The organism is Streptomyces sp. NPDC029296, from assembly GCF_055569255.1.
Window position 1 is genome coordinate 43,870 of the sequence record NZ_JBVHXT010000015.1, and the last position, 24,997, is coordinate 68,866.

The window sequence follows — 24,997 nt, forward strand, 5'->3', positions numbered from 1 at the left end:
GAGAAAAAAACCTCCTGCTCCCCACCCCTCTCCCTCCGCCCCAGCTAGCACCCCGGCAGCGGGAGCGCTGGGCCTTGCCCCCCCCCTTTCCCCCCCCCCCCCCCCCCCCCCCGGCCCGGGCCGGGCCCGGAGCGCCGCACCGGCCGGCCGGCCCGTCGTGTCGTTCGCGGAACCCGAACTGTCCGGCACGCGCCCGCGCCCCCGCGTGGGGCCGCGGACCGCCGCGGCCGCCACCTGTCTCGTGCTCGGACTCGGCCTCATCGGCGGCGCCGCCGTCGGAAGCCGGCTCACCGGGGACGGCGGGGACGACGCCGCCCGCACCGCCTACAGCACCGCCGGGGCGCTCTGGCACAGCGTGCCCGTGGACCGGCTCTTCCCGCCCACCGTCCAGGGCACCGGCGCCGGCCCCGGGGGAGCCGACCGCACCTGGACCCGGATCGCCGTGGCCCCGGACGGCGGCTGCGCCCACGCCTTCGACCCGCTGCTGGCCCGGGCGCTCGCCCCGGCCGGCTGCCGGCGACTGCTGCGCGCCACCTACACCGACGCCACCCAGAGCCACGTCACCACCGTCGGCCTGCTGTTCACCACGGCCGACCCCGCCGCCATGGCCGCGCTCGCCGCCCGCTTCCGCGACGAGCGCCTGGACCGGCGCGCCGACCTGATGCCCCGGCCGTACGCCGCCGCCGGCACCGCGGCCGCCGGCTTCGGCGACCGGCAGCGGGCCTCCTGGACGCTCTCCGTCCTCACCGACGCCCCCGTCGTGGCGTACGCCGTCTCCGGCTGGGCCGACGGCCGGGTCGTCGACGCGCCCCAGCCCGCCGCCGACGCCGTCCGGGCCGGCGCCGCCACCGCACCGGCCCAGGCCGGCCTCGGCAACGAGGCCAAGGGCCTGGCCGACCGCATCGAACGACGGCTGCGCAAGACCGTCGGCACGGCCACGGAGAAGCCCGTATGACCCGATCGACCCGATCGACCGGCGGCCGGCCGAGGGCCCTCGCCGCCGCGGCGAGCCTGCTGCTCACCGGCTCCCTCGCCCTGCTGCCCGCCGCCCCGGCCCACGCCGACGGCCTGCGCGCCCAGCAGTGGGCGCTGTCCGCGCTCCACCTGGACGAGGTCTGGCAGACCACCAGGGGCCGGGGCGTCACCGTCGCCGTCCTGGACACCGGCGTGGAGGCCGGCCACCCCGACCTCGCCGGGAACGTCCTGCCCGCCAAGGACATGATCGGCTTCGGCGCCGGGCCCGGCGACCGCCTCTGGGCCCGGCACGGCACCGCCATGGCCGGCATCATCGCCGGGCACGGCCACGGTCCCGGCGCCGGCGACGGCGTCCTGGGCGTGGCCCCCGAGGCGCGGATCCTGCCGGTCCGCGTGATCCTGGAGGACGGCGACCCGGCCCGCGCCAAGGCCCGCACCACCCGCGGCACCGCCCTCGCCGACGGCATCCGCTGGGCCGCCGACCACGGCGCCGACGTCATCAACCTCTCCCTCGGCGACGACTCCAGCTCGGCCCACCCCGAATCCGGCGAGGACGAGGCCGTGCAGTACGCCCTGGGCAAGGGCGTGGTCGTCGTCGCCTCCGCGGGCAACGGCGGCGACAAGGGCGACCACGTCTCCTACCCGGCCGCCTACCCGGGCGTCATCGCCGCCACCGCCGTGGACAAGTACGGCGTCCGCGCCGCCTTCTCCACCCGCCGCTGGTACGCGGCCGTCAGCGCGCCCGGCGTCGACGTCGTCATCGCCGACCCCGACCACAAGTACTACGCGGGCTGGGGCACCAGCGCCGCCTCCGCCTTCGTCTCCGGGGCGGCGGCCCTGATCCGCTCCGTCCACCCGGACCTGGCCCCGGCCCAGATCAAGAAGCTGCTGGAGGACACCGCGCGGGACGCCCCGGCCGGCGGCCGGGACGACTCCCGGGGCTTCGGCATGATCGACCCGGCGGCGGCCCTGAGGTCCGCGGCCCTCCTGCGGCCGCGCCGCCTGCACGCCGCGTCGTACGGCGGGAAGTACTTCGGACCCGGACCGGACGCCCCGCGGCCCGGCCCCGGCACCGCCGACTGGGCCGCGCCGCTGGCCGGCGGCGCGGGCGCGGTGCTCCTGGTGGCCGGGGTGATCCTGTGGCGCAACCGCGGGCGGCCGCTGTGAGGCTCCGCTACCCGGCGACGTACCCGATCTCCGGGTAGCGCGCCGAAGCGCCCCGCAGCAGCCGTCCGGCGTCGGGCCGGCCGCGCAACTGGAGGTCGAAGAAGGCCCGCACCGTGGCCCGGACGGCCGCCACCGCCCGGTCCGCGGGCACCGTGCCGACGTCCAGCGGCAGCCCGGGCGGAAGCTGCGGCGCGAGGGCCACGATGTCGGTGAAGGAGAGGTGCCCGGCGTCCGCGAGCCGCAGGCAGCGCCGCCAGCCGCGCAGGTTGCGCCAGAACTCGGGCCAGTGCGGGTCCTTGGCCAGACCGTCGTGGTCCGCCGTGTCCAGCAGCAGGAACGGGCGGTCCAGACCGCGCCCGACCACGGGACCGAACACCGTGCCGTCCAGGTCGGCGCCGGCCCGCACCCGGTCGTCCAGGTCCATCAGGGCCGCCGCCGCGGCACCGCCCCGGGAGTGGCCGAAGGCCCCCACGCGCGTCAGGTCGAGGGCGCCGCGCAGCCCGCGCGGGAGCCGGCCCGGCCCGCCGAGGTGGTCGAGCACGAACCGCAGGTCGGCGGCGCGCACCGCGACCGCGGCGACGACCTCCTCCTCGGTGTGCTCGCCGGCGGAGCGCACCACACGGCCGTCCGGGAACTCCACCTCGCCCGAGTCGTGGGGGTGGTCGACCGTGACCACCCCATAGCCCCAGGACACCAGTTCCTCGACCACCAGGGTGTTGAACGTGCGGTCCGAGCCCGCGCCCGGGGAGTACAGGAGCACCGGACGGCGGCCCGGCCGGGCCGGAGCCCGGTCCGCGCTGTGCGTCAGCGGGAGCGCGTAGCCGTCCAGCACACCGCCGTATCGGGCCTTCAGCGCCCGCGTGGCGCCCGGCGGCAGCCACGGCAGCGGCGGGCGGCCTCGGACGTCGGCGGCCGGATAGGCGACGGTCGCCATCAGCTCGCGCGGCCCGCCCGCCCACGGGTCGGTGCGCGACCGGTCGACCAGGTGCAGTTCCACCGCGCCCACCGGAAGCGGCCCGGTGGGACCGGCCAGGCGGACGGGGACGAGACCGGATGACGACGCGTACGCCGGCGGCGTCAGAGCGGCGGCCGCGGCGGCCGCGAGGCCACCGACGACGAGGGAACGGCGAGTCGGGTGTACGGGAGGCACCGCGCTCCTTCCACGACCGGGCCCCGGCACGGTGTGGAGAACGCCGCCGTCCGGCCTGCTGGTGGTCAACTTCCCCGGAGTCTAGAGGAGTTGACCCGGCGCCCCGGGCGTGCGCGGGTGCGCGGTGGCGCCGTCTTCCCCCGCTCCCGTCCGCCGCCACCGGCCCGGCGGCCTCCCTCCGCACGGACCGCTATAGGGTCGGTGACCGTGGCGAACAAGAACATTCCCGACCCCGGCTTCTCCGACGACGACGGCTCCGCCGATCCCCGGCTGAGCGCCGCGCTCGCCGCCTGGGCCGAGGACCGCGACGCCCTCGGGCCCGTCCTGGAGGCGCTCAGGGGCGCCCGTCTGCTGGTCCCCGTCGTCGCCGTGCTCGGCGAGGCCGAGGAGGACGAGAACGGGTTGCGCCGCGAGAAGACCAGCGACATGGCCGTACCCACCCTGAAGGCCGGCGACCGCACCGCGCTCCCCGCCTTCACCTCCACCGACTCCCTCGCCCGCTGGGACCCGGGGGCCCGCCCGGTCGCCGTGCCCCTGCACCAGGCGCTCCGGGCCGCCGTGCACGAGAAGGCCGACACGATCGTGCTGGACCTCGCCGGACCGGTGCCGTTCGAGCTGACCGGCCCGGCGCTGCTCGCCCTCGCCGAGGGCCGCACCAGCACCGACCCGCTCGCCGACCCGGCCGTGGTGGCGGCCGTCCGTACGGCGGTGGCCGCCGAGCCCGCCGTGCTGCGCGCCCACCTCGGGCCCGGGCGGGCCGACGGCACCCTCGCCCTCGTCCTGGACCCGGCCGTGCCGCCCGCCGAGGCCGCCCGCGCGGTCGCCGGACGGCTCGCCGCCGACGAGACACTGCGGGCCCGCCTGGTGCGCGGCCTCGACCTGGCACTGCTGCCGGCCGGGACCACGCCTCCGGGCGAGCCCTTGTACGTGAAGGAGCAGACCCCCTGAAAGAAGGGGGAGCGGGTCAGCCGTAGACCGGGCCGGTGTACTTCTCGCCCGGTCCCTGGCCCGGCTCGTCCGGGACGACCGACGCCTCGCGGAACGCCAGCTGGAGGGACTTCAGGCCGTCGCGCAGCGGGGCCGCGTGGAAGGAGCTGACCTCGGTCGTGCTCGCGTCCAGCAGGCCGGCGAGCGCGGTGATCAGCTTGCGGGCCTCGTCCAGGTCCTTGAACTTCTCGCCCTCCTCGCTCAGCCCGAGCTTCACGGCGGCGGCGCTCATCAGGTTGACGGCGACCGTCACGATCACCTCGACGGCGGGGACCTCGGCGATGTCCCGGGTCATCGCGTCGAAGTCGGGGGACTCAGGAGGGGTGTCACTCATGCCCCACACGATAGGCCCCGCCGGGCGTGCCCCGGCCCGCGGGAGCCCGCCCCGCACGGCCCGCGGCGCACGGTTTGGCACCCTCTGTGGCAACCCTGTAGTCTGGGGGAAACGACCGGCCGGACACCTGCGTGTTCGGCCCACAAGTGGAGGCTCCGATCTCCCACCTGCTCCGTCCCCCGGGACGGCGGGTCCGGTCAGGCGACCGCCATCGTTCCGTACGGGCGATGGAGTCGCCCGAAAGCGCGCCCCGCGACATCGCGGCGGTGCTCCGGACGTATGGGAGCCCCGCATGTGATCGTCCGGGGCATTTTTGTTGCTTCGGCGCGGTTAGGTCTAACGAACACAGACGTTACGCGGCTGTCCGCCAGACCGTCGCGTGGTGCTACCGAGGAGGATCCATCAGCGCCGAGCCCCGCATCAACGACCGGATTCGCGTTCCCGAGGTGCGACTTGTCGGTCCCAGTGGCGAGCAGGTCGGCATCGTGCCGCTCGCGAAGGCACTGGAGCTTGCGCAGGAGTACGACCTGGACCTGGTCGAGGTCGCGGCGAACGCCCGTCCGCCCGTGTGCAAGCTCATGGACTACGGGAAGTTCAAGTACGAGTCGGCCATGAAGGCCCGTGAGGCGCGCAAGAACCAGGCGCACACGGTCATCAAGGAGATGAAGCTCCGGCCGAAGATCGACCCGCACGACTATGACACCAAGAAGGGTCACGTCGTCCGGTTCCTCAAGCAGGGCGACAAGGTCAAGATCACGATCATGTTCCGTGGCCGTGAGCAGTCCCGCCCCGAGCTGGGCTACCGACTGCTGCAGCGGCTCGCGGAGGACGTCCAGGACCTCGGCTTCGTGGAGTCGAACCCGAAGCAGGACGGCCGCAACATGATCATGGTCCTCGGTCCGCACAAGAAGAAGACCGAGGCGATGGCCGAGGCCCGTCAGGCGCAGGAGGCCCGCAAGGCCGAGGCGAAGGCGAACCCCGGCAAGTCGCAGAACCCTGCCGAGGCCGAGGCGTCAGAGGCGCCGTCCGAGGAGCCGGCCGAGGCGTGATCCCCGGGGGATGCGCACCTGTGCGTCCCCGAGGATGTAACCGATAGAAGAGAGCGACGCTCCACTGTGCCCGGTTTTCACGACCGGGCACCGGAGCGCCACCGACGAGGAGATAACGGCGCTATGCCGAAGAACAAGTCGCACAGCGGTGCCAGCAAGCGCTTCAAGGTCACCGGCTCCGGCAAGGTGCTCCGCGAGCGCGCCGGCAAGCGCCACCTGCTCGAGCACAAGTCGTCCCGCGTCACGCGTCGCCTCACCGGCAACGCCGAGATGGCCCCGGGCGACGCCGCGAAGATCAAGAAGCTTCTCGGCAAGTGACGCTGCGGCGCTCTGCGAGCGCCGTGCGTCGGGACCGGGACCGAATCGTTTCCGGGTCGTGTGAGGACCCCCACGACCCCGCTACAAGGAGTTAACAAGTGGCACGCGTCAAGCGGGCAGTCAACGCCCACAAGAAGCGCCGGGCGATCCTGGAGCAGGCCTCCGGCTACCGCGGTCAGCGTTCGCGCCTGTACCGCAAGGCCAAGGAGCAGGTCACCCACTCGCTGGTCTACAACTACAACGACCGCAAGAAGCGCAAGGGCGACTTCCGTCAGCTGTGGATCCAGCGCATCAACGCCGCTGCCCGCGCCAACGGCATCACCTACAACCGCTTCATCCAGGGTCTGAAGGCCGCGAACGTCGAGGTCGACCGCAAGATCCTGGCCGAGCTGGCCGTGAACGACGCGAACGCCTTCGCGGCGCTCGTCGAGGTCGCGCAGAAGGCGCTGCCGTCGGACGTCAACGCGCCGAAGGCCGCGTGACGCTGCGCTGGCTCTGAGCCGACGTTCACCGTAGGACCCGCAGGCTTTCATGGCTTGCGGGTCCTGTTGTTGGGGCCCGTCGCGAGCCGTTCGGCCGCGGGTCGGTCGTGGTCGCTCGCGCGGTTCCCCGCGTCCCCTCGGGGCGCGCCGCACCAGCCGGTGCCGAAACGAGAAGACTCTCCTGAAAGTGACGAAGAGGATGCCTCCCGTCAGCCCCGAGCTGATCTCCCCCCGGTCCGCGCGTGTCTCTGCTGCCCGGCGGCTTGCCAAGCGGAACTTCCGGGGGAAGGACCGGCTGTTCCTCGCGGAGGGGCCGCAGGCCGTGCGGGAGGGCGCCGGGCACCGGGGAGCCGACGGCGGCGCGACGCTCGTGGAACTGTTCGCCACCGTCGAGGCCGCGGAGCGGTACGCCGACATCGTCGGGGAGGCCCGCGAGGCAGGCGCCCGGGTGCACCTGGCCTCCGAGGAGGTCATCGCCGAGATCTCCACCACCGTCACCCCGCAGGGCCTGGTCGGCGTCTGCCGGTTCCTGGACACCCCCTTCGAGGACATCCTCGCCGCCCGGCCGAAGCTGGTCGCCGTCCTCGCCCACGTGCGCGACCCCGGCAACGCCGGCACCGTGCTGCGCTGCGCCGACGCCGCCGGGGCGGAGGCCGTGATCCTCACCGACGCCTCCGTCGACCTGTACAACCCGAAGGCCGTCCGGGCCTCCGTCGGCTCCCACTTCCACCTGCCCGTCGCCGTGGGCGTGCCCGTCGAGCGGGCCGTGGCCGGCCTGAGGGAGGCCGGCGTGCGCGTCCTCGCCGCCGACGGCGCCGGCGACCGCGACCTCGACGAGGAACTGGACAAGGGCACCATGGGCGGCCCCACCGCCTGGGTGTTCGGCAACGAGGCCTGGGGACTGCCCGAGGAGACCCGCACCCTCGCCGACGCCGTCGTACGCGTCCCGATCCACGGCAGGGCCGAGAGCCTGAACCTCGCCACGGCCGCCGCCGTATGCCTCTACGCCTCGGCACGCGCCCAGCGCGCCTCCGGAGGGTGCCGCTCCGTCACCCAGAGCTAGTAGGGTGACCAGCGCGGGGCCCTGCGCCGTTCGAGAGGTGGGGTACGGGGATGAGTGTGGCCGGCACGAGCACCGCGCCGGAGGGACGGGACGCGCGGGACACATCCGTGCCCGGGCCGGGCGGACACCGGGGCCTCGACCCGGAACAGTTGCCCGACGGCCTGGTCATCGCCGATGAAACAGGCCGCGTGACCTGCTTCAACGCCGCCGCCGCGCGCATCACCGGGATGCGGCCCGCCGACGCCCTCGGGCAGCCGCTGGAGAAGGCGCTGCCCTTAGAGGACCTGGAGGGACGCCGCTGGTGGCAGCTCACCGACCCCTACGGCGGACTCGCCATCCGGGTCCGGCAGCCGGAACGCAACCTGCTGCTGCCGGGCGGCCGGGAGGTGCTGGTCTCCGCCCGCTACGCGCGGGACGAACCGCTCGGGCCGGTCAGATCCGTCGTCGTCTCCCTCCGGGACACCGAGGCCCGCCGCCGCACCGAGCGCAGCCACGCCGAGCTGATCGCCACCGTCGCCCACGAACTGCGCTCCCCGCTGACCTCCGTGAAGGGCTTCACCGCCACCCTGCTCGCCAAGTGGGAACGCTTCACCGACGACCAGAAGCGGCTCATGCTGGAGACCGTCGACGCCGACGCCGACCGGGTCACCCGGCTCATCGCCGAACTGCTGGACATCTCCCGCATCGACTCCGGCCGCCTGGAGGTCCGCCGCCAGCCCGTCGACATCGGGGCCGCCGTCTCCCGGCACATCCAGGCCTATGTGGCCGCCGGCCAGCCCGCCGGGCGCTTCCTGCTCCGCATCGAACAGCCGCTGCCCGACCTGTGGGCCGACCCCGACAAGATCGACCAGGTGCTCAGCAACCTCATCGAAAATGCCGTGCGGCACGGCGAGGGAACCGTCACCATTGACGTCACGCCCTCGGCGTCCCCGCGCGAGGGCGAGGAAACCGGCACATCGGTCACGGTGAGCGACGAAGGCCCCGGCATCCCGGAGGAGTCCATGAACCGCGTCTTCACCCGCTTCTGGCGGGGCAGCAAGCGTGGCGGCACCGGACTCGGACTGTACATCGTCAAGGGCATCGTGGAGGCCCACGGCGGCACCATCACGGTCGGCCGCGCCCACCGCGGCGGAGCCGAGTTCCGATTTACCCTGCCCGTGTCGGCCCCGGCGTATCTCGCCTGACGGCCCACGGGCTCTTCGTACACCTCCGCCCCGTTAGACTCGGCCTTTGGCACCTTTGTGTCCTGCACTCGGCCCTCGAGTCGGTGACGGGGACCATCCGCCAGGGGGCACCTCCCAGCGTCAGCTGGGGGACAATCGGAAGCACGGGAAGAGATGTCGGCACCCAATAAGTCGTACGACCCTGTCGAGGTCGAGGCGTTGAAACCGGAAGAGATCGAGCGCATGCGGGACGAGGCGCTCGCCGCCTTCGCCGCCGCGGACTCCCTCGACGCGCTCCACGAGGCCAAGGTCGCCCACACCGGCCCCGCCTCCCCGCTGGCCCTCGCCAACCGCGAGATCGGCGCCCTGCCCCCGCACGCCAAGGCCGAGGCCGGCAAGCGCGTCGGCATGGCCCGCGGCGCGGTGAACAAGGCACTCGCCGCCCGCCAGAGCGAACTGGAGGCCGAGCGCGACGCCCGGGTGCTGGTCGAGGAGGACGTCGACGTCACGCTGCCGTACGACCGCGTCCCGGCCGGTGCCCGCCACCCCCTCACCACGCTCTCGGAGCGCATCGAGGACATCTTCGTGGCCATGGGCTACGAGGTCGCCGAGGGCCCGCAGGCCGAGGCGGAGTGGTTCAACTTCGACGCGCTCAACATCGGCCCCGACCACCCGGCCCGCGGCGAGGCCGACACCTTCTTCGTCCAGGGCCCGGACGGCGGCGCCGAGTCCGGTGTGGTGCTGCGCACCCACACCTCGCCCGTGCAGATCCGCTCCCTGCTCGAGCGCGAGCTGCCGGTCTACGTGATCTGCCCCGGCCGCGTGTACCGGACCGACGAGCTGGACGCCACCCACACCCCGGTCTTCCACCAGGTCGAACTGCTCGCCGTGGACGAGGGCCTGACCATGGCCGACCTCAAGGGCACCCTGGACCACATGGTCCAGTCCCTGTTCGGTGAGGGCATGAAGACCCGGCTGCGCCCGAACTTCTTCCCCTTCACCGAGCCGAGCGCCGAGATGGACATGCTCTGCTACGTCTGCAAGGGCGAGTCCGTCGGCAACCCCGACCGGCCCTGCCGCACCTGCTCGTCCGAGGGCTGGATCGAGCTCGGCGGCTGCGGCATGGTCAACCCGCGGGTGCTCACCGCCTGCGGCGTCGACCCGGAGAAGTACAGCGGCTTCGCCTTCGGGTTCGGCATCGAGCGGATGCTGATGTTCCGCCACAACGTCGAAGACATGCGAGACATGGTCGAGGGTGACGTCCGGTTCACCCGGCCGTTCGGGATGGAGATCTGATGCGGGTCCCGCTTTCTTGGCTGCGGGAGTACGTCGACCTGCCGGCGACGGAGACCGGCCGCGACGTCCAGGCCAAGCTCATTTCGGCCGGCCTGGAGGTCGAGACCGTCGAGCAGCTCGGCGCCGACCTCAAGGGCCCGCTGGTCGTCGGCCAGGTGCTGACCATCGAGGAGCTGGAGGGCTTCAAGAAGCCGATCCGCTTCTGCACGGTCGACGTCGGCCAGGCCAACGGCACCGGTGAGCCCCAGGAGATCGTCTGCGGCGCCCGCAACTTCGCGGTCGGCGACAAGGTCGTCGTGGTCCTCCCCGGCGCCACGCTCCCCGGCGGCTTCTCCATCGCCGCGCGCAAGACCTACGGCAAGGTCTCGCACGGCATGATCTGCTCCGGCGACGAGCTGGGCATGGGCGACGACGGCAGCCACGGCATCATCGTGCTGCCCCCGGAGACCGAGGTCGGCAAGGACGCCATCGAGCTGCTGGAGCTGGTCGACGAGGTCCTGGACATCGCCGTCACCGCCAACCGCGGCGACTGCCTGTCCATCCGCGGCGTGGCCCGCGAGACCGCCATCGCCTACGGCCTGCCGCTGCGCGACCCCGCCCTGATCGACGTACCGGCCCCGAACGCCTTCGGCCACCCGGTCCAGGTCTCCGAGCCGTACGGCTGCGACCGCTTCACCGCCCGCACGGTCACCGGACTGCGTCCCGAGGCGCGCTCCCCGATCTGGCTCCAGCGCCGGCTGCAGAAGGTCGGCATGCGCCCGATCTCGCTCGCCGTGGACATCACGAACTACGTGATGATGGAGCTGGGCCAGCCGCTGCACGCCTACGACCGGAAACTGGTCCAGGGCACGATCGGCGTGCGCCGCGCGGAGGAGGGCGAGAAGCTCGTCACCCTCGACGGCGTCGAGCGCACGCTGCACGCCGAGGACCTGGTCATCACCGACGAGCGCGGCCCGATCGGGCTCGCCGGCGTGATGGGCGGCGCCAACACGGAGATCGCCGACCACGAGGACGTGGAGAACGCGACGACCGAGGTGGTCGTCGAGGCCGCCCACTTCGACGCCGTCTCCATCGCCCGTACGGCCCGCCGGCACAAGCTGCTGTCCGAGGCGTCCCGCCGCTTCGAGCGCGGCGTCGACCCGCAGGCCGCCGCGGCCGCCGCGCAGCGCACCGTGGACCTGCTGGTCCTGCTCGCGGGCGGCACGGCGGAGGCCGGTGTCACCGAGGTCATCGCGCCCTCGGCGCCGCACACCATCACCCTCCCGGCCGACCACCCGGACAAGGTCGCGGGCGTCACCTACGGCCGTGAGACCGTCGTCCGCCGCCTCCAGGAGGTCGGCTGCGACGTCTACGGGCAGGACGAGCTGATCGTCACCGTCCCGTCCTGGCGGCCCGACCTGGCCGACCCGAACGACCTCGCGGAGGAGGTCATCCGCCTGGAGGGCTACGAGAACCTGCCCTCGACGCTGCCCAAGCCCTCCTCCGGCCGCGGTCTGACCCACCGCCAGCGGCTGCACCGCCGGGCCGGCCGCGCGCTGGCCGGCGCCGGGTACGTCGAGGCGCCGAACTACCCCTTCCTCGGCGAGCAGGTCTTCGACCAGCTCGGACTGGCCGCCGACGACCCGGCCCGCCGGGTCCTCAAGCTGGTCAACCCGCTCAGCGACGAGGAGCCCGCGCTGCGCACCACGCTGCTGCCGGGCCTGCTCGGCGCCCTGCGGCGCAACGCGGGCCGGGGCTCGCACGACCTGGCGCTGTTCGAGACCGGCCTGGTCTTCCACCCGCGCGAGGAGAACCGCGCCGCCGCGCACCTGCCCGTCGACCGGCGTCCCACCGACGAGGAGATCGCCGCGCTGAACGCCGTGCTGCCCGAGCAGCCGCGGCACGCGGCCGTCGTCCTCGCCGGGGCGCGCGAGCAGGCCGGCTGGTGGGGCAAGGGCCGCCCGGCGGACTGGGCCGACGCCGTCGAGGCGGCGCGCACCCTCGCCCGCGAGGCAGGTGCGGAGCTGATCGTGCGCAAGGGCCAGTACGGTCCCTGGCACCCCGGCCGGTGCGCCGAGCTGGTGGTCGTCGCGGGCGGCACCGAGAAGGTCGTCGGCCACGCCGGCGAGCTGCACCCGCGGGTCCTGAAGAGCCTCGGCCTGCCCGAGCGCACCTGCGCGATGGAGCTGGACCTGGACGCCCTGGAGGCGGCCGGCGACGGCGTCGTGCGGGCCCCGGGCATCTCCGCGTTCCCGGTCGCCACGCAGGATGTCGCCCTCGTCGTCGACAAGCCCGTGCCGGCCGCGGAGGTCGAGGCGGCGCTGCGCGAGGGCGCGGGCGAACTGCTGGAGTCCATCCGGCTGTTCGACGTGTACGAGAACGAGGAGCAGCTCGGTGACGGCCGCAAGTCGCTCGCCTACGCGCTGCGGTTCCGCGCCGGCGACCGGACGCTCACCGTGGACGAGGCGTCCGCGGCGCGCGACGCGGCGGTCGCCCTCGCGGGCGAGCGGACGGGAGCGGTGCTGAGGGGCTGAGCGCCGTCGAGGGTTCCGTGCGCGGCCGGGCGCGGGTCGTCCGTGGCCGGTCGCGCGGTTCCCCGCACCCCCTTCGGGGCGCCGTCGACAGAATCGGACCGGCCTTTCGAGGCCGGTCCGATTCCGTGTCGGGCCCCCTGGGGGACCACAGGCGTGATCCGCGTCAAGGCCCCGGTCCGGGAGGAGTCCGTCACCGTCCTGCTCCCGGGGACCGGCCCCGACGGCGAGGTGCGCGCCCTCGACTGCGGCCACCCCTGGCCGTCCTGCCGCCGGCTGCCGCCGGGGGAGTCCCTGGTGCCGTCCCACGCGCGCGGACCCGGGCCGAAGGCGGCGGGGACCGATCCCGGCGCCCGGTTCACACCCCGTGTGAAGGCGGAGCCACTACGCTGACCGCACCAGGCCATCCGGGGGTCATCCCATGCAGCCCAACACTCTGCTCGACGCCATCCTGGACGAGGCGGGGATCTCGCACGCCGGCCTCGCCGCCCACGTCAACCAGGCGGGCCGCGCACGCGGTCTCGCGCTGCGCTACGAACACACCGCCGTGGCACGGTGGCTGAAGGGCCAGCGGCCCCGCGGCCAGGTGCCCGACCTGATCTGCGAGGTGCTGGCGGCCCGGCTCCAGCGGCCCGTCACGCTCGACGACATCGGGCTCGGCGTGCCCGGCGAGCCGAGCGGCCCGCACGCCGGTTCGCTGGGCGGGTTCGTGGAGCGGGCCACCGCCCTGTGGCGGTCGGACGAACAGCAGCGGCCCCATGTGCTGGGCGCCCCCGCGGTCACCGGGACGCCCGCCGTGATGCCGGTGTGGGAGTGGGAGAACCCGCCCGAGGACGTCGACGTCTCCCGGGGCGGCCGGCAGCGGGTGACCGCGGCCGACATCGAGGTGCTGCGTGCCGCCCGGGCGCACTACGAGCAGATGTACCGCAAGGCCGGCGGGATCGCGACCCGGTCCCGGGTCGTCGGCTTCCTCAACGCCGAGGCCGCGCCGCTGCTGCGGGGCAGCTACCCCGACGCCACCGGACGCCAACTGCACCGGGCCACGGGCGCCCTGGTGGCCGTCGCGGGCATCTGCGCGTACGACTCCGACGCCCATGGACTGGCCCAGCGCTACTTCCACCAGGCGCTCAGGCTCGCCAAGGCCAGCGGGGACCGGGGGCTCGGGGCGTATGTGATCGCGCTGCTGGTCAACCAGTCGCTGTTCATGCGGGAGTACCGGCAGGCCGTCGCCTTCGCCGAGGCCGCGCTGCGCACCGCCGGCCGGCACATCACCCCGGCCCTCGCCTCCGACCTGTACGCCATGCAGGCCAAGGCGTACGCCCACCTCGGCGACGGCGGCGGCGCGCTGTCCCGCATCCGGCGCGCGGAGACGGCGGCCGAGCGGATCCGGCGCGGCCACGAGCCCGACGAGACCGGATACGTACAGCCGGGGCTGGTCCATGTGCAGGTGGCCGAGGCGCTGCTCAGCCTCGGCGACCTGACCGCCGCCCGGGAACACGCGGCGGCGGCCGTCGGCACCCCCGCCCACGACCGGGGGCGGGTGCACCGGCTGGCCATGCTCAGCACCATCGAGCTGCGCCGGGGCAACGCCGACCGGGCCGCGGCCTCCGCCGTGCAGATGGCGGAGCAGGCCCGGGGCATGGAGTCCCAGCGGCTGCGCGACCGGCTGCGCGCGGTGCGCGAGCATCTGGTGCGCTGCGGCTCGGCCGGCACCGCCGAGGCCGCCGAACTGATCGACGGAGCGCTGCGCGTGCCGTTGTAGGCCCACTGTGGGGTACACGGTCCCTGCTGCGATATTGCCACTCCCCGACGGAAGGTGGCATACCGTGCAGTGGACGAAACACTGTGAAAAAACCGTGTATGGGAACCGCTGGTTCCGTGTCAATCTCGCGGATGTCGAGCTGCCGGACGGCCGGCACCTCGACCACTTCGTCATCCGGCTGCGGCCCGTGGCCGTGGCGACGATCGTCAACGAGGCGAACGAGGTGCTGCTGCTGTGGCGGCACCGCTTCATCACCGACAGCTGGGGCTGGGAGCTGGCGGCGGGCGTCGTCGAGGACGGCGAGGACATCGAGCGCGCGGCGGCCAGGGAACTGGAGGAGGAGACCGGCTGGCGGCCGGGGCCCCTGCACCACCTCATGAGCGTGGAGCCGTCCAACGGACTCACCGACGCCCGGCACCACGTCTACTGGTCCGACCGGGGCGAGTACGTCGGACACCCCGTGGACGACTTCGAGTCGGACCGGCGGGAATGGGTCCCCCTCAAACTCGTCCCCGACCTGATCGCCCGTGGGGAGGTCCCGGCCGCCAACATGGCGGCCGCGTTACTGCTGCTGCACCACCTCAGGCTCGCCGAGGGCTAGTGGGCCGACAACGCCTGCCACAGCGTCACCACGAGCGCGCCGACCGCGGTCAGCGCGGCGAGCGAGGGCAGCGGCCAGCGTGCGTGTTCCAGCGAGGCCATCCGGGCGTTCAGATCGTCCAGTTCCTTGGCGGTCTCCTCGGTGCGGTGGCGGAGCAGTGCCAGGCCTCCCTCGACTCGGGCGTACGCCACATCAAGGCGGCGCCGTAACTCTGCGAGTTCTCCATGGACCACGGGATGCTCCGGTTCGACGGTCACGGGTCCGCTCCTCTCGGTAGTCGAAATGAATGATTCCGCATCCCTTGCATGCGCATGATGAGTCAACTCGCCTGGTGGGTGCGTGGGGAGCGTGTGCGGCGGGCATCTGCGTGCCCGGCGCGCACACGGTGTGTGAAACAGTCGGGCCCGGCACCGTTCTCCGGTGCCGGGCCCGATGGGCGTCGCTCTTCGTAATCAGCCGTAGGTGTAGAAGCCCGAGCCGGTCTTCCGGCCGAGCCGTCCCGCCTCCACCATGCGCTGGAGCAGCGGGGGAGCGGCGTACAGCGGCTCCTTGTACTCGGCGTACATCGAGTTGGCGATGGAGACGATGGTGTCCAGGCCGATCAGGTCGGACAGCCTCAGCGGGCCCATCGGGTGGGCGCAGCCCATCTCCATGCCGTTGTCGATGTCCTCGCGGCTCGCGATGCCGGACTCGAACATCCGGATCGCGGAGAGCAGATAGGGCACCAGCAGCGCGTTCACCACGAACCCGGAGCGGTCCTGGGCGCGGATGGCGTGCTTGCCGAGGGCCTTCTCGGCGAAGACCTGGGCGCGGCTCAGCGTGCCCTCGGAGGTGGTGAGCGCCGGGATCAGCTCGACCAGCTGCTGCACCGGGGCCGGGTTGAAGAAGTGGATGCCGACCACGTGGTCCGGGCGGGAGGTGGCGACGGCCAGCTTCACCAGCGGGATGGAGGAGGTGTTGGAGGCGAGGATGGCGTCCGGCCGGGTCACCACCTGGTCGAGCACCTGGAAGATCTCGGTCTTGACCTGCTCGTTCTCCACGACGGCCTCGATCACCAGGTCCCGGTCGGCGAACTCGCCGAGGTCGGTGGTGAAGCTCAGCCGGGCCTGGGCGGAGTCCCGCTCCGCCTCGGTGATCTTGCCGCGCTCGGCGGCCTTGGCCAGGGAGTTGTACAGCCGGGTACGGCCGATCTCCAGGGCCTCGCCGGTGGTCTCGGCGACCTTCACGTCCAGTCCCGCACGGGCGCACACCTCGGCGATGCCCGCGCCCATCTGGCCGCAGCCCACGACTCCGACGCGCTCGATGTCGGTCACATCGTCCCCTTCGCTGGTCTTCCGGCTGGCTGGCAGGACCCGGGTTTCGGCGCCTGCTCCGATCGTGCACGTTACCGCCAAGTATCGATGATCGATCGTCCGGGTGGGGGCATCCTGGAGCGCGGAACGATCCGTGAGCGAGCGGATCCGGAGTGTACGGGGAGGTGCCCGATGGCACGCGTCTCGCGGCGGGTCCTGGCCCGCGCCGCGCTGTCCGCCCTGGCCGTGCCGGCCCCCGGCCCGGGCGCGCCGCCGCCCGGGGCGAGCGCCGTCGCCGCGGGCCCGCCGCACCGTCCGCCGCGGGCCGCCGCCGAGCTGCGGGGCGTCTGGATCGCGACGGTCGCCAATCGGGACTGGCCCTCGCGGTCCGGTCTCACGGCGGCCCGGCAACGCGCCGAGCTGACCGCGCACCTCGACCGCGCGGTCCGCGCCCGGCTCAACACGGTGATCCTCCAGGTGCGGCCGGCCGCCGACGCGCTGTGGCCGTCGTCGTACGAGCCCTGGTCCGAGTGGCTCACCGGCACCCAGGGCCGGGACCCGGGCTGGGACCCGCTGGGCACCGCCGTCGAGGAGGCCCATGCCCGGGGCCTGGAACTGCACGCCTGGTTCAATCCGTACCGGGTCGCGAACCACACCGACCCCACCCGGCTGGCCGCCTCCCACCCGGCCCGCAGGCATCCCGGCTGGGTGGTGCCGTACGGCGGCCGGCTGTACTACAACCCGGGGCTGCCCGAGGTCCGCGCCTTCGTGCAGCGGGCGATGCTGGACGCGGTCGCCCGCTACCCGGTCGACGCCGTCCACTTCGACGACTACTTCTACCCCTATCCGGTCACCGGGCAGACCTTCGACGACGACGAGGCCTACGACCGCCACGGCGGGGCCTTCCCCCACCGGGCCGCCTGGCGCCGGGACAACATCGACACGCTGGTGCGGGAGACGGCCGCGGGGATCCGCCGGGTCCGGCCCGGCACCCGGTTCGGGATCAGCCCGTTCGGGGTCTGGCGCAACGCCGCCACCGACCCGCGCGGTTCCGAGACCCGGGCGGGCGTCCAGACGTACGACGACCTGTACGCGGACACCCGCACCTGGGTCCGCGAGCACTGGATCGACTATGTCGTCCCACAGCTGTACTGGCACATCGGCGATCCCGCCGCCGACTACGCGACCCTCGTCGCCTGGTGGGCCGAGGTCGCCCGGTCCACCGCGACGCACCTGTACATCGGGGAGGCCCTGTACAAGGCGGGTGCGGCCGGGCAGCCGCCGGCCTGGCAGGACCCGGCCGAACTGTCCCGGCATCTCACCCTCGCCGCCCGCCACCCGCGGGTGCGCGGGCACGTGTTCTTCGCCGCCGGGGACCTGGCGGCCGACCCGGCCGGGGCGATGGCGCGCGTGGTCGCCGACCACTACCGGGGGCCGGCGACGCCACCGCGCTGACTACCGCTGTTGCTCGTGTTTGCGCTCCACCTGGCAGTCGGGGCCGGGGGACATGATCGTCTCGTGTCCGTTCTCGGCGCGGACGCGGTACGGCGGGTTGCCCTCGGGACCGAGTACTTCGACCACTTCCACCACGTGGTCGTGCTGGCCCACCACCCTGCCGTGTGTGATGAGCCGGTCGCCCTTGGACGCGTGCATCTGGGCCCTCCTTGCGCTCACGACCGCTGCGTGACGGCGATGCACACGAGCACGGCCACGGCGGTCAGCGGTGCGGCCACCGTGAAGTGCTCGCCCAGCAGCAGCGCCGACCACACCAGTGTGAGCAGGGGCTGGGCCAACTGCAACTGGCTGGCCCGCGGGATGCCGATGGCGGCCATGCCCCGGTACCAGACGACCAGACCGAGGAACTGCGAGCCGAGCGCCACCCACAGCAGCCCGGCGACGCCGTGCCCGGTCAGGTGCACGGGCTCGTACGCCAGCGCCACCGCGGCGGCCGGCACGCTCAGCGGCAGGCACAGCACCAGCGCCCAGCCGATGACCTGCCAGCCCGGCATCACCCGGGCCAGCCGGCCGCCCTCGGTGTACCCGGCCGCGCAGACCAGCAGCGCCGCGAAGAGATACGCGTCGGCCGTGGTGAGGGCGCCGCCGCTCTGGGTGAGGGTGAAGGCGATCACGGCCGCCGCGCCCGCCACGGCCGCCAGCCAGAACCGGCGGGAGGGCCGGACGCCGGTGCGCAGGGCCGAGAACACGGCGGTGGTCAGCGGCAGCAGTCCCACCACCACGGCCGCGTGGGCGGTGGTGGACGTCCGCAGGGCGAGCGTGGTCAGCATCGGGAAGCCCAGCACCACCCCGGCGGCGACCACGGCCAGCCCGGCCAGATGGCGGCGCGCCGGCAGCCGTACCCGCAGCGCCAGCAGACAGCCCCCGGCGACGAGCGCGGCGAGGACCCCGCGCACCGCCACCAGCGACCACGGGCCGAAGCTCTCCAGGCCCCAGGCGGTCGACGGGAAGGTCAGCGAGAAGGCGATCACGCCGAGCCCGGCCTGGACGGTCCCGAGGCCCCGCGGGTCTTCGGGGGTGGTGACCGCTATCGGGCTCACGGCAGTAGCGCTACTCTGTGTTCTCATGCAACAGCGTAGCAGTGTGGGTGATTTGGCTGAACAGCTCCGACGGGAACTCGACCGCTACTCTCCAGGTGGAAAGCTCCCGTCGAGCAGGGCCCTAGTGGAGCGGTTCCGGGTGAGCCCGGTGACCGTCTCGCGGGCCCTCGCCCGGCTCGCCGCCGAGGGCCTGGTGGTCACCCGCCCCGGGGCCGGCGCCTTCAAGGCCCGGCCGCACCGCGCGCAGGGCCCCGCCGGGGACACCTCCTGGCAGGAGGTCGCCCTCAGCGCGGACGGCGCGGCCGACCTCGTCCCGCGCACGGTGGACGCCTCGGGCGTCACCGTGTCGCTGGCCGCCCCGCCGCCCGGGGTGCTGGAGTTCAGCGGCGGCTATCCGCACCCCTGTCTGCAACCGGAGCGGGCCATGGCGGCGGCCCTCGCCCGGGCCGGCCGGCGGCCCGGCGCCTGGGAGCGACCGCCGCTGGAGGGGCTCTTCGAGCTGCGGGAGTGGTTCGCGCGCGGCATCGGCGGTGCCGTCACCGCCGCCGAGGTGCTGATCGCCGCGGGCGGCCAGGCGGCCCTGGCCACCGCCCTGCGCGCGCTCGCCCCGCCCGGCGCCCCGGTGCTGGTGGAGTCGCCCACCTACCCGGGCATGCTGGCGCTCGCCCGCGCGGCCGGGCTGCGGCCCGTCCCGGTGCCCGTGGACCCCGACGGGGTACGCCCCGACCTGCTCGCGGACGCCTTCCGCGCCACCGGCGCCCGGGTCTTCGTCTGCCAGCCGCTGTTCCAGAACCCGACCGGTGCCGTGCTGGCCCCCGCCCGGCGTGCCGAGGTGCTGCGCATCGCCCGCGAGGCCGGGGCGTTCGTCGTCGAGGACGACTTCGTGCGCCGTCTCGTGCACGCCGACGCCGGGCCGCTGCCCCGCCCGCTGGCCGCCGACGACCCGGACGGCGTGGTCGTCCACGTCGGCTCGCTGACCAAGGCGACCTCGCCCAGCTTCCGGGTGAGCGCGCTGGCCGCGCGCGGGCCGGTGCTGGAACGCCTGCGCGCGATCCAGGTCGTGGACAGCTTCTTCGTGCCCCGCCCGCTCCAGGAGGCCGCCCTCGAGCTCGTCGGCTCCCCGGCCTGGCCGCGCCATCTGCGGGCGCTGTCGGCCGAGCTGAAGACCCGTCGCGACGCCATGACGGGCGCGCTCGCCCGGGAGCTGCCCGAGCTGGCCCTGCCGCACGTCCCGGCCGGCGGCTATCACCTGTGGCTGCGGCTGCCCGAGGGCCTGGACGAGGCCGCGCTGACCGCGGCGGCGCTGCGCGCGGGCGTCGCCCTCACCCCCGGCCGCCCCTACTTCAGCGCCGAACCGCCCGCCGCCCACCTGCGGCTGAGCTTCGCCGCGGTGGCCGGCACCGGGGAGATCGCGGAGGGGGTGCGCCGGCTGCGGGCGGCGTACGACGAGGTGCGGTGAAAACCGCTCGTCCGTGCGAGGGGCGGCCTGTGAGGATCACCCCATGAGTGATGCACCCGACCTCCCCGAGGGCTACGAGTTCTCCGCCGACCCCGCCCGCGTCGACACCGACCGCGTGTACGGCTGGCTGTCGTCCGACGCGTACTGGGCGCTCGGCCGCCCCCGTGAGAAGCACGAGCGGGCGATGGCGTCCTCGCTGAACTTCGGGGTCTACGCCACGGCCTCGGGCGAGCAGGTGGCGTACGCCCGCGTGGTCACCGACCAGGCACTGTTCGCCTGGCTCGCCGATGTGTACGTCGACCCGTCGGTGCGCGGCAAGGGCGTCGGCACCGCGTTCGTCGGCCGGATCCGCGAGCACCTGGCGCCCTTCGGGCTGCGCCGGCTGCTGCTCGCCACGGAGGACGCGCACGGGGTCTACGCGAAGCTGGGCTTCCGGCCGCTGGAGCGCCCGGAGCAGTACATGGCGCACTCCTTCGAGTGAGCGTGCGCCTCAGCGCTCGCGGGTGTAGTCGGTGGTGAGCACCAGGTCCTTCGCCGGACCGCCGACCCGCCACACCGTGCGCCAGCGGCCGGCGTCCAGGACCGTGAACTCGCCCCGGTAGAGGTCGGCCGCGCACGGGTGGTCGGCGACGTACCGGCCCGTGGTCAGGTCCAGGTCGTGGAAGGGCCGCCCGTCCGCGAAGCGCACGTCCGCCCGGCCCGGCGCGGGCCCCGGCAGGAACCGCAGCGTCCGGGTGGCCGGCCGGGCCACTCCGCGCCAGGTGAAGACGCCCGACTCCTCGTGCAGCAGCCCGCCGCCCTCCAGCGGGCCGAAGACCGTGGTCCCGGAGAAGTGCCCGTCGTCCCCGCTCGCCAGGTCCCGCACCGCGCGCTCGACGTGCCAGCGCCCGGACAGATAGGCCGGCAGATCGGCCACCGGCCAGAACTCTTCCTCACGCATCTCTCGCGGCCTGCCCCTCTTTCCGTCCGGTCCCGTCCGCGCCATTGACGTGCTCATACCCCTTCCCTATCTTGCCGTTCGAAGTGCTGACCAATGTCTGATATTTCGAACATCGAGCTGCGGAGTATCCATGTCACGCACCACCCGCCTCGGACTCGGCCTGGGGGCGAGCGCCGTCCTGCTCGCCACCGCCGCCCTGCCCGCCCCCGCCCACGCCGAGGAGGCCACCGACTACGCGATCACCGTCGACCCCTCCGCCACCGGTCCCGCGATCCCCCGGACCCTGTACGGGGTCTTCTTCGAGGACATCAACCGCGCCGCCGACGGTGGCCTGTACGCCGAACTCGTCCAGAACCGGTCCTTCGAGTACTCCACCGCCGACAACGCCTCGTACACCCCGCTGACCGCCTGGACGGTCTCCGGCACCGCCCGGGCGGTGAACGACCCGGGCCGCCTCAACGACCGCAACCGCACCTACCTGGCGCTGGGCGCCGGCTCGTCCGTCACCAACGCCGGCTACAACGCCGGCATCGCGGTACGGGACGGCGAGCGGTACGACTTCTCGGTGTGGGCCCGCGCCGAGGCCGGCAGCACGCTCGCCGTCACCCTCCAGGACTCCGGCGGCACGCTCGCCACCGCCCGGCGGATCGCCGTCGGGAAGAACGGCTGGGTCCGGTACAAGGCGACGTTCACCGCCACCCGCACCAGCACCACGGGCCGGCTCGCCGTGGCCGCCGACGCCGCCACCGCACTGGACATGGTGTCCCTCTTCCCGCGCGACACCTACAAGCACGAGCCCAACGGCCTGCGCAAGGACCTCGCCGAGAAGGTCGCCGCCCTGCGTCCGGGCTTCGTCCGCTTCCCCGGCGGCTGCCTGGTCAACACCGGCTCCATGCGGGACTACAGCGAGGCGTCCGGCTGGCAGCGCGCACGCTCCTACCAGTGGAAGGACACCGTCGGCCCGGTCGAGGAGCGCGCCACCAACGCCAACTTCTGGGGCTACAACCAGAGCTACGGCCTCGGGTACTACGAGTACTTCCGGTTCGCCGAGGACATCGGCGCCATGCCGCTGCCCGTCGTACCGGCCCTGGTGACCGGCTGCGGCCAGAACAAGGCCGTGGACGACGACGCCCTGCTCGAACGGCACATCCAGGACACCCTGGACCTCGTCGAGTTCGCCAACGGCCCGGCGACCTCCACCTGGGGCGGGGTCCGGGCGAAGATGGGCCACCCCAAGCCCTTCCACCTCACCCACATCGAGGTCGGCAACGAGGAGAACCTGCCCGCCGAGTTCTTCGCCCGCTTCCAGCGCTTCCGCGCGGCCGTCCAGGCGAAGTACCCGTACATGAAGGTCGTCTCCAACTCCGGCCCGGACGACTCCGGCACGACCTTCGACACCGCCTGGAAGCTCAACCGGGACGCCCGCGTCGACATGGTCGACGAGCACTACTACAACAGCCCGCGGTGGTTCCTGCAGAACAACGACCGCTACGACTCCTACGACCGCTCGGGACCCAAGGTCTTCCTCGGCGAGTACGCCTCCCAGGGCAACGCCTTCGAGAACGGTCTCGCCGAGGCGGCCTTCATGACCGGCCTGGAACGCAACGCGGACGTGGTGGAACTCGCCTCCTACGCCCCGCTGTTCGCCAACGAGGACTACGTCCAGTGGCGCCCGGACCTGGTGTGGTTCAACAACCACGCCTCCTGGGGCACGGCCAACTACGAGGTCCAGAAGCTGTTCATGACCAACGTCGGCGACCGCGTCGTACCGAGCACGGCGACCGGCACCCCGGGCGTCAGCGGGCCGATCACCGGCGCGGTCGGCCTGTCCACCTGGAACACCGGCGCCGCCTACGACGACGTACGGGTCACCGGCGCCGACGGCTCCACCCTGCTCGGCGACGACTTCTCCGGCGACGCCTCGAAGTGGACCCACACCGGGGCCGGCAGCTGGACCGTCCAGGACGGCCGGTACGTCCAGACGGACGACACCGCCGAGAACACCATGGTCCAGGCCGGCGACCCGTCCTGGCACGACTACGACCTGCACGTGAAGGCCACCAAGATGTCCGGCAAGGAGGGCTTCCTCGTCGCCTTCGGCGTCAAGGACACCGGGAACTGGTTCTGGTGGAACCTCGGCGGCTGGAACAACACCCAGTCGGCCGTCGAGCAGGCCGTGGACGGCGGCAAGTCCACGCTGACGACCAAGGCGGGCTCCATCGAGACCGGCCGCGCCTACGACATCGACGTCAAGGTGCGCGGCCGCCAGGTCACCCTCTACCTCGACGGCGAGGAGTGGGGCGGCTTCACCGACGACCGGCCGGCCGAACCGTTCCGCCAGGTCGTCACGCGCGACGCGAGGACCGGCGAGCTGATCGTCAAGGTCGTCAACGCCCGGTCCGCCGCGGCCCGCACCGCCATCGACCTCGGCGGCGCGAAGGTCGCCTCCCGGGCGAAGGCCGTCACGCTCGCCGCCGCGCCGGACGCGGTGAACTCCGAGACGTCCACGGCGGTCGCCCCGCGCACGTCCACCGTCACCGGGGTCGCGGGGACGTTCACGTACACCTTCCCGGCGAACTCCGTCACGTTCCTGAGGATCCGGCAGAAGTAGGAGAGGGCGGGCGCGCTCAGACGCCGAAGTAGCGCTGGGCCGCCCGCACCCCCGCCACCAGCGCGTCGACCTCCTCCGGCGTGTTGTAGACGTAGAAGCTCGCCCGGGTGGTCGCCGCCACGCCGAAGCGCCGGGCGAGCGGCCGGGCGCAGTGGTGGCCGACCCGGACGGCGACCCCCCGTTCGTCCAGCACCTGCCCGACATCGTGCGGATGGACGCCGTCCACCGTGAAGGAGACGGCCGAGCCCCGGTCGGTGAGGTCGTCCGGGCCGACGATCCGCACCCCCGGCACCTCGGCGAGCAGCTCCAGGGCGCGGGCGGTGAGCGTGTCCTCGTACGCCGCGACCTCCGCCATGCCCAGCCGCTCCAGGTACTCGACCGCCGCCGCGAGCCCCACCGCCTGCGCGGTCATCGGCACACCCGCCTCGAAGCGCTGCGGCGGCGGCAGGAAGGTGGTGCGGTCCATCTCCACGATCTCGATCATCGAGCCGCCGGTCAGGAACGGGGGCAGGCCGGCCAGCAGCTCCGCGCGGCCCCACAGCACGCCGACGCCGTTCGGGCCGAGCATCTTGTGCCCGGAGAAGGCCAGGAAGTCCGCGCCCAGCTCCGTCACGTCCACCGGGCGGTGCGGCACGGACTGGGCGCCGTCCACCACCACCAGCGCCCCCACCGCGTGGGCCCGGTCGGCCAGCTCCCGCACCGGGTTGAGGGTGCCGAGGACGTTGGACTGGTGGGTGAGGGCGAGCACCTTGGTGCGCTCGTCCAGCAGCTCGTCCGCCCGGGTGAGGTCCAGCCGGCCCTCGTCGGTCAGGCCGAACCAGTCCAGCGTCGCGCCCGTCCGCCCGGCCAGCTGCTGCCAGGGCACCAGGTTGGCGTGGTGCTCCATCTCCGTCACCACGATCCGGTCGCCGGGACCGATCCGGCCGGTGTTGCCCAGCGCGTACGCGACGAGGTTGACGGCCTCGGTGGTGTTCTTGGTGAAGACCACCTCGTCGTCGGCGGCGCCGACGAACCGGGCGATGGCGTGCCGCGCCTGCTCGTACGCCTCCGTCGCCTCGCCGGCCAGCTGGTGCGCGCCGCGGTGCACGGCGGCGTTGCGGGTCAGGTAGAAGTCCCGCTCGGCGTCCAGCACCTGGAGCGGCTTCTGCGTGGTGGCCCCGGAGTCCAGATAGACCAGCGGCGCGCCGCTCGCCACCGTCCGCCCCAGGATCGGGAAGTCCTTGCGCAGCGCGTCCACATCGAAGGCCACGACAGCTCACCTCTCACGGTTTTCTCTTCGCTTC

Annotated in this window: 25 protein-coding genes; 17 read left to right on the plus strand and 8 right to left on the minus strand. The window is 73.5% G+C overall.

What is annotated here, in order from left to right; genetic code table 11:
• Positions 1-157: 157 nt before the first annotated feature.
• The gene (locus tag ACZ4W9_RS15290; protein WP_467935780.1) at positions 158-955 is read left to right on the plus strand and encodes a hypothetical protein; all 798 of its coding nucleotides are present in this window, start codon (positions 158-160) and stop codon (positions 953-955) included.
• The gene (gene mycP, locus ACZ4W9_RS15295) at positions 952-2,142 is read left to right on the plus strand and encodes a type VII secretion-associated serine protease mycosin (RefSeq protein ID WP_467935782.1); all 1,191 of its coding nucleotides are present in this window, start codon (positions 952-954) and stop codon (positions 2,140-2,142) included. The genes ACZ4W9_RS15290 and mycP overlap by 4 nt, the downstream gene beginning before the upstream one ends.
• A gap of 7 nt (positions 2,143-2,149) precedes the next feature.
• Here mycP and ACZ4W9_RS15300 read toward each other — a convergent pair whose 3' ends face one another.
• Complete coding sequence (locus ACZ4W9_RS15300; protein ID WP_467935783.1) at positions 2,150-3,292, minus strand: alpha/beta hydrolase family protein; 1,143 nt, start codon at positions 3,290-3,292, stop codon at positions 2,150-2,152.
• 207 nt (positions 3,293-3,499) lie between these two features.
• On the opposite strand from ACZ4W9_RS15300, the gene ACZ4W9_RS15305 reads away from it, so the two are divergent.
• Positions 3,500-4,240: an SseB family protein gene (locus ACZ4W9_RS15305; RefSeq protein ID WP_467935785.1), complete on the plus strand. Its 741-nt coding sequence runs from the start codon at positions 3,500-3,502 to the stop codon at positions 4,238-4,240.
• A 16-nt stretch (positions 4,241-4,256) separates the two neighbouring features.
• Here ACZ4W9_RS15305 and ACZ4W9_RS15310 read toward each other — a convergent pair whose 3' ends face one another.
• Entirely contained in the window at positions 4,257-4,613 is a 357-nt protein-coding gene (locus tag ACZ4W9_RS15310) for a DUF1844 domain-containing protein (protein WP_467935787.1), read from the minus strand.
• Between the two features lie 401 nt (positions 4,614-5,014).
• Here ACZ4W9_RS15310 and infC point away from each other — a divergent pair, with 401 nt between their 5' ends.
• From infC to ACZ4W9_RS15360, 10 genes are all read left to right on the plus strand, one after another.
• On the plus strand, positions 5,015-5,662 hold the full coding sequence (gene infC, locus ACZ4W9_RS15315) for a translation initiation factor IF-3 (RefSeq protein WP_078844373.1): 648 nt from the start codon (positions 5,015-5,017) through the stop codon (positions 5,660-5,662).
• Positions 5,663-5,785: 123 nt separating this feature from the next.
• Positions 5,786-5,980, plus strand: coding sequence for a 50S ribosomal protein L35 (rpmI, locus tag ACZ4W9_RS15320; protein ID WP_004933563.1), 195 nt, complete (start codon positions 5,786-5,788; stop codon positions 5,978-5,980).
• Positions 5,981-6,078: 98 nt separating this feature from the next.
• Positions 6,079-6,462, plus strand: coding sequence for a 50S ribosomal protein L20 (rplT, locus tag ACZ4W9_RS15325; RefSeq protein WP_006141703.1), 384 nt, complete (start codon positions 6,079-6,081; stop codon positions 6,460-6,462).
• A gap of 199 nt (positions 6,463-6,661) precedes the next feature.
• Entirely contained in the window at positions 6,662-7,525 is an 864-nt protein-coding gene (locus ACZ4W9_RS15330; RefSeq protein ID WP_467935954.1) for a TrmH family RNA methyltransferase, read from the plus strand.
• Between the two features lie 50 nt (positions 7,526-7,575).
• On the plus strand, positions 7,576-8,709 hold the full coding sequence (locus ACZ4W9_RS15335) for a sensor histidine kinase (RefSeq protein WP_467935789.1): 1,134 nt from the start codon (positions 7,576-7,578) through the stop codon (positions 8,707-8,709).
• A 153-nt stretch (positions 8,710-8,862) separates the two neighbouring features.
• Positions 8,863-9,984 (plus strand): phenylalanine--tRNA ligase subunit alpha, encoded by a 1,122-nt coding sequence (pheS, locus tag ACZ4W9_RS15340; protein WP_467935790.1) that lies wholly within the window; start codon positions 8,863-8,865, stop codon positions 9,982-9,984.
• Positions 9,984-12,497 carry a phenylalanine--tRNA ligase subunit beta gene (gene pheT / locus ACZ4W9_RS15345; protein ID WP_467935792.1) on the plus strand — a complete coding sequence of 838 codons (2,514 nt, stop codon included), beginning with the start codon at positions 9,984-9,986 and terminating at the stop codon, positions 12,495-12,497. Before pheS ends, pheT begins: the two co-directional genes overlap by 1 nt.
• Before the next feature lie 153 nt (positions 12,498-12,650).
• On the plus strand, positions 12,651-12,887 hold the full coding sequence (locus ACZ4W9_RS15350) for a hypothetical protein (RefSeq protein ID WP_467935794.1): 237 nt from the start codon (positions 12,651-12,653) through the stop codon (positions 12,885-12,887).
• A 28-nt stretch (positions 12,888-12,915) separates the two neighbouring features.
• A complete protein-coding gene (locus ACZ4W9_RS15355; RefSeq protein WP_467935796.1) occupies positions 12,916-14,256 on the plus strand; it encodes a transcriptional regulator in 1,341 nt (446 codons plus the stop codon).
• Positions 14,257-14,320: 64 nt separating this feature from the next.
• A complete protein-coding gene (locus ACZ4W9_RS15360; RefSeq protein WP_467935798.1) occupies positions 14,321-14,857 on the plus strand; it encodes an NUDIX hydrolase in 537 nt (178 codons plus the stop codon).
• Here ACZ4W9_RS15360 and ACZ4W9_RS15365 read toward each other — a convergent pair.
• Positions 14,854-15,114, minus strand: a complete 261-nt coding sequence (locus ACZ4W9_RS15365) for a hypothetical protein (protein ID WP_467935800.1) — start codon at positions 15,112-15,114, stop codon at positions 14,854-14,856. The two genes, ACZ4W9_RS15360 and ACZ4W9_RS15365, sit on opposite strands and share 4 nt — an antisense overlap.
• 195 nt (positions 15,115-15,309) lie before the next feature.
• Positions 15,310-16,170: a 3-hydroxybutyryl-CoA dehydrogenase gene (locus ACZ4W9_RS15370; RefSeq protein ID WP_467935802.1), complete on the minus strand. Its 861-nt coding sequence runs from the start codon at positions 16,168-16,170 to the stop codon at positions 15,310-15,312.
• 171 nt (positions 16,171-16,341) lie between these two features.
• Between ACZ4W9_RS15370 and ACZ4W9_RS15375 the strand changes: the two genes are divergently transcribed.
• Positions 16,342-17,604 carry a glycoside hydrolase family 10-like protein gene (locus tag ACZ4W9_RS15375; protein WP_467935804.1) on the plus strand — a complete coding sequence of 421 codons (1,263 nt, stop codon included), beginning with the start codon at positions 16,342-16,344 and terminating at the stop codon, positions 17,602-17,604.
• Here ACZ4W9_RS15375 and ACZ4W9_RS15380 read toward each other — a convergent pair whose 3' ends face one another.
• Together ACZ4W9_RS15380 and ACZ4W9_RS15385 are read right to left on the minus strand one after the other, a co-directional pair.
• Positions 17,605-17,802, minus strand: coding sequence for a DUF1918 domain-containing protein (locus ACZ4W9_RS15380; RefSeq protein ID WP_467935806.1), 198 nt, complete (start codon positions 17,800-17,802; stop codon positions 17,605-17,607).
• A 17-nt stretch (positions 17,803-17,819) separates the two neighbouring features.
• Positions 17,820-18,731: a DMT family transporter gene (locus ACZ4W9_RS15385; RefSeq protein ID WP_467935808.1), complete on the minus strand. Its 912-nt coding sequence runs from the start codon at positions 18,729-18,731 to the stop codon at positions 17,820-17,822.
• Here ACZ4W9_RS15385 and ACZ4W9_RS15390 point away from each other — a divergent pair.
• Entirely contained in the window at positions 18,730-20,163 is a 1,434-nt protein-coding gene (locus ACZ4W9_RS15390) for an aminotransferase-like domain-containing protein (protein ID WP_467935810.1), read from the plus strand. The genes ACZ4W9_RS15385 and ACZ4W9_RS15390 overlap by 2 nt on opposite strands.
• Before the next feature lie 43 nt (positions 20,164-20,206).
• On the plus strand, positions 20,207-20,644 hold the full coding sequence (locus tag ACZ4W9_RS15395; protein ID WP_467935812.1) for a GNAT family N-acetyltransferase: 438 nt from the start codon (positions 20,207-20,209) through the stop codon (positions 20,642-20,644).
• 9 nt (positions 20,645-20,653) lie between these two features.
• On the opposite strand, the gene ACZ4W9_RS15400 is transcribed toward ACZ4W9_RS15395, so the two are convergent.
• On the minus strand, positions 20,654-21,103 hold the full coding sequence (locus tag ACZ4W9_RS15400) for a DUF6314 family protein (protein WP_467935814.1): 450 nt from the start codon (positions 21,101-21,103) through the stop codon (positions 20,654-20,656).
• A gap of 130 nt (positions 21,104-21,233) precedes the next feature.
• Here ACZ4W9_RS15400 and ACZ4W9_RS15405 point away from each other — a divergent pair, with 130 nt between their 5' ends.
• Entirely contained in the window at positions 21,234-23,714 is a 2,481-nt protein-coding gene (locus tag ACZ4W9_RS15405; RefSeq protein ID WP_467935815.1) for an alpha-L-arabinofuranosidase C-terminal domain-containing protein, read from the plus strand.
• Between the two features lie 16 nt (positions 23,715-23,730).
• Here ACZ4W9_RS15405 and ACZ4W9_RS15410 read toward each other — a convergent pair whose 3' ends face one another.
• A complete protein-coding gene (locus ACZ4W9_RS15410) occupies positions 23,731-24,963 on the minus strand; it encodes a cysteine desulfurase (protein WP_467935817.1) in 1,233 nt (410 codons plus the stop codon).
• Positions 24,964-24,997 lie beyond the last annotated feature (34 nt).